We start from the raw sequence: 13,345 nt of genomic DNA, 5'->3' as shown, positions 1-13,345 counted from the left end.
CACCTTCATTCAATCCTTCGATAGCAGCCGTTCCATTTCGATATATCGATTTCGTCTGGCATGCATAAGCGGTGTAATTCCATCCCGATCGGGAATCTCGGCATCAGCACCATACTGCAACAGCAATGCCACGATCTGCTGATGTCTGGCACCGCCGTCCCCCAAAATGACGGCCTCCAGCAGCGCTGTCCAGCCCAGATTGTTGATATGATTCACGTCCACATCGGTTCTTGTCAGCAGGAGCTCCACAATGTCTACATGACCCCGATCCGCAGCAGGAATAAGTGCTGTTCCGCCAAAACGATTCGTTAATTTTGTATCTGCCCCCGCTGCAATGGCTAACTCAACAATCTCTCTGAGGCCCTCGGCACTCGCGTACAACAACGGGTTATCCAACCGCCCATCCTGAAGGTTAATATCGGCTCCGGCATCGATCAACATGCGTACGGTCTGCACCTTATTGCCATGCAACGCAGCCATCAATGGTGTCCGCCCAAGCTCATCCCGTTCATTCAATCCGGCGCCTTGTGTAATAAACCGAATAACTTCATCTGTATGCCCAGCTTCAGCAGCGGCATGTATCCTTTTAGCCAACGCCAACGTGCTTCATCCTCCAATTCATCGTCTTTGTCATGAGCACAGTTCATTTTAGAGATCGAATCTTGTTAACTAGGTGTGCAAATCTAATGTATGTTAACATAGGATGATAGTATATTAAAAATACATGTTTTGTTGGCTTACTATACGAAATACATATACTTTTGCAACGAGGGTGAAAACACGTGGATATCAAACAATGTCGCTACTTTATTGCCATTGCCGAGGAAAAACAAATTACAGCTGCTGCCCGAAGGCTGCACATGGCCCAACCTCCACTCAGCCAGCAGTTGAAACTGATGGAAGAAGAGCTTGGCGTATCGCTATTTGAACGCAAAGGGCGCATGATGGAACTGACCCAAGCGGGTCGAAACTTCTATGACTATGCTGTCACTTTGACCAAATATATGGAAGAAGCCATCATGGAAATGCAAAGCTTCCGTTACGGTATCCGGGGAAAGCTGTCTCTAGGCATAAATACCATATCCGACAGTCTGATCCCGCAAGCACTCCAGCAGTTTCGGACAAGCCATCCGCAGGTAACCTATAAGATTCAGCAGAATGAATCCTCTCAATTATGCCGTCTGCTGGATGACGGACTCATTGAACTGGCCTGCGTTCGCATGCCCGTGAAGACTGAACATTATGAAGTGCTGCATCTGCCGCAAGAGCCGCTCTTCTACATTTCTTCCGTGCCGCTGAATACTGCGGTCGATACCGGCACTTATTTTAATCAGCTGGCAGACATTCCTCTCTTGCTCCCCAGTACAGAAGGGCTCGGGATGTTTGAACTGATTCTCGAAAAGTTCCGTGAACATCAGGTGAAACCTTCGATTATGGGTGAATGCTCGGATGTTGCCATGCTGCTTGAGCTGGTCCGGCTCGGATTCGCGAGTTCCATCGTGCCGCGCACGGTACTGCAGCTTCATCACGAACAATCATTCCATGTATATCGGATCCTGGACCCCAACTCCACCGTCGGTTCAGCACTTGTCTGGCTTCATCATCGGTACCTGTCCAAGCCTGCCCAGCAATTCGTGCAATTGGTAAGGGAGATGCTTCCATAGGAGCACCAACAGAACCCCGACTTGAACTACAGAAAAGTAACCGGGGACATTGCAGTGGTGTACAACAAAAAAGCAGCAGTGTTTCCGGTGCTTCCGGAAACACTGCTGCTTTTCATATGTTTAGACTTTTGCCGTGTAGAGCAGCTCTTGCTCTTTAATCGAAGTACGACCTGCAGATACGATTGACTCATACTGATGCATGTTTGTGATAATGACTGGCGTAATGGTTGTGTAACCGGCCTTTTCAATTTCCAAGCGGTCGAATTCCATCAGCACATCACCAACAGCAACTTTCGCTCCTGCCTGAACTTTAGGTGAGAAGAATTGGCCTTTCAGCTTCACGGTATCAATACCGATATGAATCAGCATCTCTGCGCCGTTGTCACTAACCAGACCAATGGCATGTCCACTCTTGGACAAGGAGAATACGGTTCCGTTGATCGGAGAAACGACACGACCCTCGGTCGGCTGAATCGCAAATCCTTTACCCATAATTTCTTCTGCAAATGCTGGGTCCGGTACTTCGCTCAGTGGTCTTACTTCGCCTGTAATCGGGCTGAACACTTCTTGATCTTGTGCTTTTGCCTCTTCTGTTTCAATTGCTGCAGGTGCAGTGTTGTTTACTTCAGCAGCCGGTTGAGCCGGAGCTTCAGCTGCTTTTGGTGCTGCTTCTTCCTGGAATCCAAGGATATACGTAATCACTGCTGCTGCCACGAGCGCAAGCGCACCACCGACAATCGCATAGATCAATGTACTGATAGATGGACTGATATAGGCTGCAATGCTTGGCAGACCCACCAGACCTGTCATTACAAAGGCTTTAACCTGGAAGATTCCCATAAACGCACCGCCGATAGCTCCCCCTAGGAGGGCTGCGATAAACGGCTTTTTGAATTTCATGTTAATCCCGTACATGGCAGGTTCAGTAATCCCCATAACTGCTGTTAAACCGGTAGAGTATCCAAGGGACTTCGTTTGTCCGTTTTTTGCTCTCAATGCTACACCGAATGCGCTACCCGCTTGTGCCCAGTTAGCCGCAAACATTAATGGAATAATAAAGTCATATCCAAGTGATGTCATCGATGCAACAATAATTGGCAGCAATGCATAGTGCATACCTGTAATGATCAACAGTGACATTGTACCACCAATCAAGATACTTGCCAGAATAGATACATTGTCAAACAACCATGAAATACCACCTGACAATCCGTTACCAATAATGGAACCCAGAGGTCCGATTGCAATCAGCGTCAACGGAACCATAATCAACAATGTTACGGTTGGTACCACCAACAGCTTCAAAGAAGCATGTGTTACACGGTCAACTGCTTTCTCTACATACGATGAAATCCATATTGCAATTACGATTGGAATAACCGTAGAAGAATATGTTGCTGCTACGACTGGAATACCAGCAAACGAGCTGTTGCCTGGTTCCAGCAGTGCTGTAATCGTTGGATGCATGATACCAGCAGCTAATGCTGCGCCAATATACATGTTGCTGCCCAGCTTGCGGGAAGCACTAATCGCCAAAATGATTGGCAGGAAGTAAAATGCGCCGTCACCAATAGCGGACAAAATAATATACGTGGAGCTGGTATCGGACATCCATCCCACAGCAACCAGAATAGCGATAATTCCTTTAATCATCCCCGCGCCAGTAATCGCAGGCAGAATTGGGGTAAATATACCTGAGATAAAGTCAAACAGGGCACTTATCGGATTTCTCTTTTTCTTCTCTCCAGTAGAAGCTCCTGCCGACTCAGATGTAGGAGCTTTGGACATGTTGCCCACAAGCGCGTTATACACAACAGGCACATCGTTTCCGATAATGACCTGGAATTGACCACCATTCTCCATGACACCCATAACGCCCGGTGTATTTTTCAATGTTGCTTTGTCCGCTTTTCCGTTGTCATTAAGGTTGAATCGGAGTCTTGTCATACAGTGTGTGACTTGATCAATGTTCTCTTCCCCACCGACCAGCTTCAAAATATCTTTGGACAATTGTTGTTTATCCATTGTGTTTTGCTCCTTTAAAGTGTAATGAAGGTTAAAAAAAAACCTAAACACTGAATAATGACAAAGCAGTTTCAGCTTATCATTATTCAACGTTTAGGTTTTGCCTTTTTAGCAGTAACAATCCCAAATTTATTCAATTGGTTGTTCATTTCTGACAACACGTTCAATGTGAATCGTTAGATACAGTATTTCTTCCTTGGATAAAACCCGATTATAAATCTTCCGAGTGTAATCATTAATTTTGACTGCACAAGCATACGCTTCAGGGTATTGCTTACTCACCAGGTCATGAAGCGGATTATCTTCTTCCTTGTCTTCAATGGCTGTACCTTGCAGCACACGTTGAGCAAAGAACTTCAGATGGGTTAAGAATCGATAATAGCTCAGCGAATCCTCATCCAGCTCAATAACAAAACTGCGCCTTACAATGTTGAGTATATCCTTAACAATATTCGTAATGCTGATGGTTTCTCGCATCTCACCGTTCATCTGAGCGTTAACCAGGTGCATCGCAATGAATGCGCATTCGTCTTCGGGCAGCAGTACTCCCAGTGTTTCTTCAATAATCTGAAGTGCTTTGAGCCCAATAGCATATTCCTTACGGTACATGCGCTTGATTTCCCAAAACAATGCGTTACGGATTTGCAATCCTTGACGATGTCGATCAATGGCAAAATGAATATGATCCGTTAGGGAAATATAGATGCTCTCATGCAACTTCTCACCTAACACCGTCTCCGCATAACGGATAATTTCATCCGAGCATTCAACATATTCAACTGGAATATCGGACAGAAGCGTTTTCAGTTTCTGCGATACTTCCTTACTTTCCAATGAGAATATTTTTTCGATGAGACTTTCGTCTATCGATTCACCAGCATGCTTTTTGAAGGCAATTCCTCGTCCCATGACGACCAGTTCGTTCCCACCCGGATCAATCACGGTAACTACGTTGTTGTTCAGCACCTTCTCAATTTTCATTTCTTCACATCACCTTGCACCGTCAAAGTAGTAAAAGGCAAAACCAAAGCAGGTCACGAAATATGCCCTGCTTCTGGTTTTGCCTGATTGAACAGTAACAATCCAGTTATTCATTAGCCTTAGGCCCATCTTACCATATAATCATCCATATGACAATGTTTTTGTGAAAGCGGTTAATGTGACTAATTACGACACGAGAATATGCTTGTCAACCATGCCTTTTGAACCACTATTATTCGTTAACACCCTTCAAACTTGCACCATTTGTACTAATGACTTCTTTGTACCAATGGAATGATTTTTTCTTATACCGTTCCAGAGAACCAGTTCCGTCGTTGTTGCGATCCACGTAGATAAACCCGTAGCGTTTCTTCATCTCTGCAGTTGATGCGCTAACCAGATCGATACAGCCCCATGAAGTGTATCCCATAACTTCGACACCATCTTCAAGCGCTTCACCAACCTGCACCAGGTGATCATTCAGATATTGAATACGGTAATCGTCGTTCACCGTTTTGTTGCCGTTCTCATCTGTGATCAACTCATCCACAGCACCAAGTCCGTTCTCGACGATAAACAACGGTTTTTGATATCGATCCCAGTATTTATTCAGCGTTACACGCAGACCTTGCGGGTCAATCTGCCAGCCCCATTCGCTCGCTTTCAGGTAAGGGTTTTGTACCCCTGCAAACAGGTTCCCTTTGCCTTCAACGCGTTTCTCCGGATCAGCTGTCTCACAGAGACTTACATAGTAACTGAACGAGATAAAGTCTACCGTATGCTTCAGAATTTCTGCATCGCCGTCTTCAAACTTGATATTGATATTGTTCGCTTTGAAATAACGATTAATGTATTTTGGATAATAACCACGTGCGTGAATATCGGCAAAAATATCATTGCGCTGTTCTGCATGCATCGCTGCAACCACATCATCCGGATTAGGAGTCAGCGGATACGTAGGCATGCTCAGAACCATACAGCCGATTTTGGCTTCCGGCATAATTTCATGACCCAGTTTGACAGCGAGTGCGCTTGCTACCAGCTCATGGTGAATTGCCTGATACAGATCCTGCTTGGACAACTGGTCTTTCGGCGTGTAGATCCCGCCGCTCATGAATGGCTCCTCCAAAATGGAGTTGATTTCATTAAAGGTCAACCAGTATTTCACTTTACCTTTGAAGCGATTAAACAGGACCGTTACATAACGCTCGTAGAACTCGATCATTTTACGGTTAACCCAGCCGTCATACGTTTTGGACAGATGCAGCGGTGTCTCATAGTGAGAGATCGTTACAAGTGGTTCAATCCCGTATTTGTGGCACTCATCGAACAGATCATCATAGAATTGCAGACCTTTCTCGTTCGGCTCAAGCTCGTCCCCTTTAGGGAAGATCCGTGACCAGGCAATAGAAGTACGGAACACTTTAAAGCCCATTTCGGCAAACAGTTTAACGTCCTCTTTGTAACGGTTGTAGAAATCGATACCAATCAGTTTCAGATTATCTTCAGTCGGTCCTTCCGTTCTCGGCGTTGTAATCCCGTGCGGCATTACATCTTGAACAGACAAGCCCTTACCATCTGTATTATAAGCTCCTTCAAGCTGGTTGGCAGCTACAGCGCCGCCCCACAGAAAGTCCTTCGGAAATGGTGTTGTCATCTCAATCATTCCTCTCTTATCGTCATCTTTTCATTCTTTGTCAAAAGCGATCGTGCTATCCGAATCAGGCCCGAATTACAGCTGCTCACCATTGCTTGCAATTACGTTTTTGTACCAGTCAAATGAATCTTTCTTCGAACGTTCAAGCGTTCCGTTACCTTCGTCATCCAGATCCACATAGATGAAGCCATAACGTTTGGACATTTCGGAAGTGGACATGCTCACGAGGTCAATTGGACCCCAAGCCGTGAATCCGATCAGATCCACACCATCCTTGATGGCTTCCTTCATTTGCTCAATGTGTTTTTTCAGGTAATCCACACGGTAGGAGTCATGGATCGAACCATCTTCCTCTACCTTGTCATAGGCTCCAAGTCCATTTTCAACGATGAAAAGTGGTTTTTGATAACGATCCCAGAAGTTGTTCAGCGTTACGCGCAATCCGATTGGGTCGATCTCCCAACCCCAGTCGGAGGCTTCGAGATAAGGGTTTTTCACGCCGCCAGTCAGGTTCCCTGTTGTTTCTTCCAGGTCAGCAGAAGCTGATTTGGTCACAGACATGTAGTAACTGAAGGAGATGAAATCCACGGTGTTGTTGAGCAGGATTTCGTCATCACCTGGCTCCTTGTGAATTACAACGTTATTCTCTTCGAAATAACGGCCCATGTAGTTCGGGTATTTACCACGAGCATGCATGTCTGTGAAGAAGAGGTTAATCTGATTCTCGTGTTGAGCCAGACGAACATCTACCGGGTTACAAGTCGCCGGATACGTCTCCATGCGGGCGAGCATACAGCCCACTTGGGAACCAGGAATAATCTCATGCGCAAGCTTCGTTACCATGGCACTTGCTACAAATTGGTGATGCAATGCTTGATAGGTCGTTTGCAGTTGGTTGTCCACTTTATCGATCAGAATGCCGCCGCCAGTGTACGGGCTGAACAGCATTACGTTGATTTCATTGAAAGTCAGCCAGTATTTCACTTTGTTTTTATAACGGTTGAATACCGTCTCTGCATATCTCACATAGTGCTGAATGACTTCACGGCCAGCCCAGCCATTGTATTTCTGTGTCAGACCGAGCGGAGTCTCGTAGTGAGACAAGGTAACCAGCGGCTCAATGCCGTATTTCAACAGTTCGTCGAAGACTTCGTCATAGAATTTCAGACCTGCTTCGTTCGGCTCCTGATCGTAACCGTTCGGGAAAATACGAGCCCAGTGAATGGACAAACGGAATACTTTGAAGCCCATTTCGGCAAACAAGGCGATATCTTCCTTGAAACGATGGTAGAAATCAATACCGAAACGTTTAGGGAAACGCTCTTCGATTTTGCCTGACAGAATTTCTTCGATTCGGGATGAGGAAATTTCCATGGCATGCCCGCCTGTACGCTTCTCTTTTGGAACATGCGCAATCATATCTGCTGTGGAGAGTCCTTTGCCGTCCTTATCGAATGCACCTTCCAATTGGTTGGCCGCTGTAGCGCCACCCCACAGGAAGTTTTCGGGGAATCCTTTTTTTGCTGTGGTCATGAACAACAACCTCTTTTCAACAATTTATTTGGTAATGACAAGTCAGAAAGATAGAATGTCCTGTTTCGAGCAAACCCACACGATAATCAGTAAATCTCGTTGAGGTTGTTCCTGATCCATTGACCCAAAACAGGCCAGAAAACAAGAAAAACCTAAACTCAAGGTAAAATAGCGCCCAAAAAAGGAGCTTTCATTTCACCATCAGTTTAGGTTTTGCCTGTCTTCGCAGTAACAATCCATCAAACGATGTATTGATTATTCTGTTGTTTTCCTCAGTGATGTAAGCGTAACATATCTGTTTTTCAAAATCAACTTTAGTATGCAACAGGCTTATTATATATAGAAGAACTTCAACGCGGCATACGCATAATGGCTGCCCTTAATGCATTTCCACCATCTGCGAGACCCAGAAAGCTTGCAGGACTTTGGTCGCCTAAAGCTGGCACCTCTTTGCTCATCCGGTCCAGTGCACACTCCCCCATTTCGCATAGAAGCACGTGGCTTATGTCTGCCGGAATTCCCTGCTGCCTCGCACTTTCCACCAGTTTCGGATCATTCTGCAGCAAGCGATCTGCAAAGCTCACAACAAATGAGTCCCAACTCTCCTGCTTGAATTCGGCAAGAAAGATATCTTTCATACTCATGTAAATTACCTCCCTGAAATGCGGTTTAATACCCCGAAGTCCTATCTGACATAATTCAGCCTAAAGCCGCTTGAAACGATACCTGAGAAAGGTAAACTTAATTTTAAATGTTTTTTGGGAGATTGGATAGTGAAGGAGGAACCCATTATGACTGATGAAGCAAGCACAGCCGGCTGGGATGCAATTGATACAGCATTTAGTGAACTTTACGGGGAACAGGAACCTAAACATTATGGCACGGCCATCCCTTATGCACTCGGAGGACCTGACCCTCTGGATGGAATCAGTGCCTATAAAGTGGAACACCCAACGCCTCACTGGCACTTTGTTACGTACGGTTTTTCCGAGCTATATGACAAAGAAACCAATGATCCGGCGCACAGCGGATATGGATTCGAACTGACATTTCGTCTGACCCGAACAGAAGATGAAACCGAACCGCCCGCATGGGCCCTTAACTTGTTACAGAATATGGGGCGTTATGTCTTTAATAGTGGAAACGTATTTCGCGCAGGTGACTACTTGGATGCCAATGGACCGATCTGTCTGGGCTCAGATACGCTGCTAACTGCCCTTTCCTTCATGGAAGATCCGGACCTGGAACAGCTGTCCACTCCTAATGGCACAGTGGATTTCATTCAAATGGTTGGTGTTACCGGTCGGGAAATGGAAATGATGCAGACGTGGAACACACGTGGATTCCTTCGTGCATGCGAAGCATTTATGCCCAAATATGTTACGGATCTCATGCGTAATTCCTATGTGGATATTCCTTCGGTGGCACAGGCGGTACAGCGTGGAATTGAGCTTGAAGGGTCCAGTACGGCATTTTTATTCATACAACAACTGGCTTGGACGCCCTCTCGCAAAAGAATGCTGCAAAAAAACGTTCCAGCCGAACTTCAGTTTGGAGCCAAGCAGGCTGTTTTGATCGGAAAAATACTGCGCAGCCGTATTGCAAAAGGTGCTCCGTTATCACTCATCGGTTCAGGTGTAAACGTCACCTTCGAGGCCGGTGAAACCCCCTCTTTTCATGAAGAAGAAAATCAAGTTACCGTAACAGTGAATGCGGAGGCGGTCAACGAACTTGCAGCAAATCTGAAACCTTCGGAAATGACGTTCGAGATTCCATCACTTCGCGGCATGCTTTTCCGGATTGTCCGAACCGAAATTACTGACCAGGAAGGTCAAGTCGTAGAAACGATAGGTTAATCGTAAGGAGGTAACACCATGTCTGTCAGTACATCTGCCTTGCTGGAACATTGGTCCGACATCAGGACACCTAAACCCAGCATCGCACATATTAAATACATCTCCAGAACCAGCCTGGAAAGATTGCGCAAAATCAATCATTTTCTGATCAGCGCCTTCCAGCGGAGTCTCTCGGACATCCGGGAGAATCTATCCAGCACCTATCTGTTTCTGCTCACGGACGCGGATGGCGTGCTGCTTGCCATGGATTACAGCCTTGATCTGGAGGATGAAGTGAAGCTGTCACCGATCCGTCCAGGCATGGTTTTCACTGCGCAGAGCTGCGGAGTCAATGCCATATCGGCAACGATGGAAAAGAATGAACCGGTATTGCTGCCGCCAGAGCAGCATGAGAGCCCGCTTTTTCAACAATGGCACTGTTACGCCACGCCCTTGTCTGTTGGACTTCACCATTCAGGCTATCTGGATGTGTCCACTATTAACGCAGACATGCAGAGCGAATTGATTGCCATCGCCAAGCTTATTCCTGCCCATATGCAGAACAGCTACCAGAGCCTGATGTGCGCAGCTCCTTCTCAGAAACCATCCGTGGAGTTCACCGAGCGCCAGTTAACCATCCTTGAGATGATCTCAAAAGGGTTAACCGTCAAGGCCATTGCTTTGAAGCTAAAAATCAAAGAATGTACTGTAAATCATCACAAAAAAGTGATCTTCAACAAATTAGGTGTGCAATCAAGTACAGAAGCTGTTTCAATTGCGAGCCGATTGTCTTATTTATAGAGGAACCCCTATAGTTTCCTATAGGTGGTAAAGAAGAACGCTTGTGCTACAATTTTATTGTACGCAACATTACAGAGAGAGAACACACACACATTTATTTCAGGAGGGTTTTATGTCTATCACAAAAAGAACATCACTATTTGCAATGTTAATCATGGTTATGCTGGTTGCAGCCGCTTGCGGTGACAAGGCAGATAACAACGCACAAACGGAAGACACCACCAAGACAGAAACGGCTGCCGCTGCGGACACGGATGCAACGAAGACTGAGGATAAAGAAAACACGGAAGCGTCTACAGAACCAGCAGCGGATGAAGAAGATAATTCCCAAAATGTTGAACTGGGTACAACCGAAAAAGGTTCCTACACGAATGACTACTTCGGCGTATCCTTGAAATTCCCTGAAGAATGGGAGTTCCAGGATGCAGAAGGAATGAACGAGCTGACAAGTGCTTCTTCTGATGCCATTGCCGGCGACGACGATACGAAGAAAAAACAGCTTGAACTGTCCCAAGCCAAAACATTGAACCTGTTGATGGCTTCCGAATTGCCGCTGGGTGGTCAGGAAGTTGGTCCTTCCGCTATGGCCATTGCTGAAAAAGTCAGCCTGCTGCAAGGTATTCGTACAGGTAAAGACTATCTGGAAGCAACCAAGAAATTCATGGTCGACAGCCAGTTCCCTTATGATTATAAAGAAATCACAACCGAAACCATCGGCGGAAAAGAGATGGATGTTATGCAAATCACGATGGATGCTGGTGACGGAACAACCATCACGCAAGATTACTACAGCACCATTATTGACGGTTATGCATTCAACTTCATCTTCACTTATTTGGATGATGCAAGCAAAGCCGAAATCGACAACATCAAGAAATCCGTACAATTTAAATAAGCAGTTCGTTTAAGTAAATGAGCACTTCACATGATTGAACCCCGAGCAGTTGATCTTGCAGAGATCATTGCCGGGGTTCTTTTTTATACCAGTATGATTCAGTACTGTTATTCGACTCTAACCCGAAACAGCCACCCAGTGCCCTTCCGTAACCTCGACCCACTTGGACTGCTCCAGATTGTAACGATCCGCAAGCTGCTCCCTGCCGCTTTCTTCTGAAACAATCCGTTTTTTCTTCGCTTCCACAGCCGGATCAGGAACCGGAATTGCCGAGAGAAGCGACTTCGTATAGGCATGCTGAGGATTGGAATACAGCTCTTCACTTTCAGCGAGCTCCACAATTTTGCCGTTGTACATCACAGCGACACGATCACTGATATGTTTGACCATGGACAAGTCGTGTGCAATAAACAGATAGGTCAGACCAAGGCGCTGCTGCAATTCCTCAAGCAGCTGTACAATCTGTGCCTGAATGGACACATCGAGTGCAGACAGCGGCTCATCGCACACAATGAACTCAGGTTCCACAGCCAGTGCCCGGGCAATGCCGATCCTTTGTCTCTGACCACCGGAGAACTCATGAGGGTATCGTAAGGCATGTGATGGATCTAGACCCACCATCTCCAGCAGTTCTTCCACACGCTTCTCTCTTTCCGCTGCACTCTTGGTCAGCTGGTGAATATCAAGAGCTTCACCGATAATGTCCATAATTCTCAATTTCGGATTCAACGAAGCATAGGGGTCCTGGAAGATGATCTGCATATGCCGTCTCATCGTTTTCATTTCCGAGGCAGACAGACGATTCAGCGGTACACCTTTGAATAAAACATCCCCACCTGTAGGCTCATGCAGTCTCAAAATGGCACGCCCTGTCGTGGATTTTCCGCTTCCAGACTCTCCTACGACTCCCAGTGTCTCGCCTTGACGGATATAAAAACTGATATCATTCACTGCCTTCAGTGTATTGCCTTTACCGAGATTAAAATGCTGCCGCAAGGATTTCACCTCAAGCAGGGGCTGATCGTCCTGCAGATCCCTAGGGACCAATGAAACCGGCTTGGGTTTCTTCTTCTCATCCAATCGCGGCAAGGCGTTCAATAGTCTGGATGTATATTCGTGTTTCGGATTCGCAAAGATCTCGGCTGTTGTCCCGGATTCCACAATCTGTCCTTCTTTCATGACAACAACACGGTCACACATCCCGGCAACGACCCCCAGGTCATGTGTAATCAGGATAATGGAAGTCCCCAGCTGTTCCTGCATATCTTTCATCAGATTCAGAATCTGGGCTTGAATGGTCACGTCCAGAGCAGTCGTTGGTTCATCCGCAATAAGAAGCTCAGGACGACAAGCGAGCGCAATGGCAATCATGACCCTTTGACGCATGCCTCCCGAGAACTCGTGCGGATACTGATTATAACGTGCCTCGCTCTGCGATATGCCGACCAGTTCGAGCATGGCAATGGCCTGCTTCTTCGCTTCCCTGCGGGACAGCTTTTGATGCTTGATCAGGCTTTCCGAGATTTGTTTTCCAACTTTAATGGTCGGATTAAGAGAGCTCATGGGATCCTGAAAGATCATGCCAATGTCACGGCCGCGAATGCTTTCCATCTCTTTTTGCGTTTTATTCGCCAGATTGACCCCACGAAACAGGATTTCGCCCTTCTTCATTTGAGATGGAGGGGAAGCAAGCAGCCTCATTATGGAACGGGCAGTTACGCTTTTGCCGCTCCCTGACTCTCCAACAATACCCAGCGTCTCCCCTTTTCGAACTTCAAAACTGACGTCCCGCACCGCCTGAAATTCACTCTCTCCGGAATGAAAAGAAACGGACAAATCACTTACTTTTAGCAAAGGCTGCATGTAAACACCTGCTTTCATCCATATTTACGGCGCATCTGTATATGTATACAATTCCATACCTTGACAATTAACTAGACCCTAAATAATATAT

At 46.2% G+C, this 13,345-nt stretch carries 11 protein-coding genes; 4 read left to right on the top strand and 7 right to left on the bottom strand.

Annotated elements, in window-relative coordinates:
• Positions 1 to 9: 9 nt before the first annotated feature.
• A complete protein-coding gene (locus tag AAIH57_RS16400) occupies positions 10 to 594 on the bottom strand; it encodes an ankyrin repeat domain-containing protein (protein ID WP_430022710.1) in 585 nt (194 codons plus the stop codon).
• Between the two features lie 188 nt (positions 595 to 782).
• Between AAIH57_RS16400 and AAIH57_RS16395 the strand changes: the two genes are divergently transcribed.
• Positions 783 to 1,664: a LysR family transcriptional regulator gene (locus AAIH57_RS16395; RefSeq protein WP_430022394.1), complete on the top strand. Its 882-nt coding sequence runs from the start codon at positions 783 to 785 to the stop codon at positions 1,662 to 1,664.
• Between the two features lie 120 nt (positions 1,665 to 1,784).
• On the opposite strand, the gene AAIH57_RS16390 is transcribed toward AAIH57_RS16395, so the two are convergent.
• The 5 genes from AAIH57_RS16390 to AAIH57_RS16370 form a co-directional block, all read right to left on the bottom strand.
• The gene (locus tag AAIH57_RS16390) at positions 1,785 to 3,689 is read right to left on the bottom strand and encodes a beta-glucoside-specific PTS transporter subunit IIABC (RefSeq protein WP_430022393.1); all 1,905 of its coding nucleotides are present in this window, start codon (positions 3,687 to 3,689) and stop codon (positions 1,785 to 1,787) included.
• Positions 3,690 to 3,818: 129 nt separating this feature from the next.
• Complete coding sequence (licT, locus tag AAIH57_RS16385) at positions 3,819 to 4,670, bottom strand: BglG family transcription antiterminator LicT (RefSeq protein WP_175397353.1); 852 nt, start codon at positions 4,668 to 4,670, stop codon at positions 3,819 to 3,821.
• Between the two features lie 232 nt (positions 4,671 to 4,902).
• The gene (locus tag AAIH57_RS16380) at positions 4,903 to 6,327 is read right to left on the bottom strand and encodes a glycoside hydrolase family 1 protein (protein WP_430022392.1); all 1,425 of its coding nucleotides are present in this window, start codon (positions 6,325 to 6,327) and stop codon (positions 4,903 to 4,905) included.
• Positions 6,328 to 6,402: 75 nt separating this feature from the next.
• A complete protein-coding gene (locus AAIH57_RS16375; RefSeq protein WP_430022391.1) occupies positions 6,403 to 7,860 on the bottom strand; it encodes a glycoside hydrolase family 1 protein in 1,458 nt (485 codons plus the stop codon).
• A gap of 350 nt (positions 7,861 to 8,210) precedes the next feature.
• Complete coding sequence (locus tag AAIH57_RS16370; protein WP_430022390.1) at positions 8,211 to 8,504, bottom strand: hypothetical protein; 294 nt, start codon at positions 8,502 to 8,504, stop codon at positions 8,211 to 8,213.
• A gap of 147 nt (positions 8,505 to 8,651) precedes the next feature.
• On the opposite strand from AAIH57_RS16370, the gene AAIH57_RS16365 reads away from it, so the two are divergent.
• The 3 genes from AAIH57_RS16365 (at position 8,652) to AAIH57_RS16355 (ending at position 11,391) form a co-directional block, all read left to right on the top strand.
• Complete coding sequence (locus tag AAIH57_RS16365) at positions 8,652 to 9,716, top strand: suppressor of fused domain protein (protein ID WP_430022389.1); 1,065 nt, start codon at positions 8,652 to 8,654, stop codon at positions 9,714 to 9,716.
• An 18-nt stretch (positions 9,717 to 9,734) separates the two neighbouring features.
• Entirely contained in the window at positions 9,735 to 10,496 is a 762-nt protein-coding gene (locus AAIH57_RS16360; protein WP_175397349.1) for a LuxR C-terminal-related transcriptional regulator, read from the top strand.
• Positions 10,497 to 10,608: 112 nt separating this feature from the next.
• Entirely contained in the window at positions 10,609 to 11,391 is a 783-nt protein-coding gene (locus AAIH57_RS16355; protein ID WP_175397348.1) for a hypothetical protein, read from the top strand.
• A 117-nt stretch (positions 11,392 to 11,508) separates the two neighbouring features.
• On the opposite strand, the gene AAIH57_RS16350 is transcribed toward AAIH57_RS16355, so the two are convergent.
• A complete protein-coding gene (locus AAIH57_RS16350; RefSeq protein ID WP_430022388.1) occupies positions 11,509 to 13,254 on the bottom strand; it encodes a dipeptide ABC transporter ATP-binding protein in 1,746 nt (581 codons plus the stop codon).
• Positions 13,255 to 13,345 lie beyond the last annotated feature (91 nt).

This window comes from Paenibacillus sp. MABNR03 (assembly GCF_050455445.1).
GTDB lineage: Bacteria > Bacillota > Bacilli > Paenibacillales > Paenibacillaceae > Paenibacillus > Paenibacillus xylanilyticus.
This window is presented reverse-complemented; position numbering and strand designations above follow the sequence as displayed.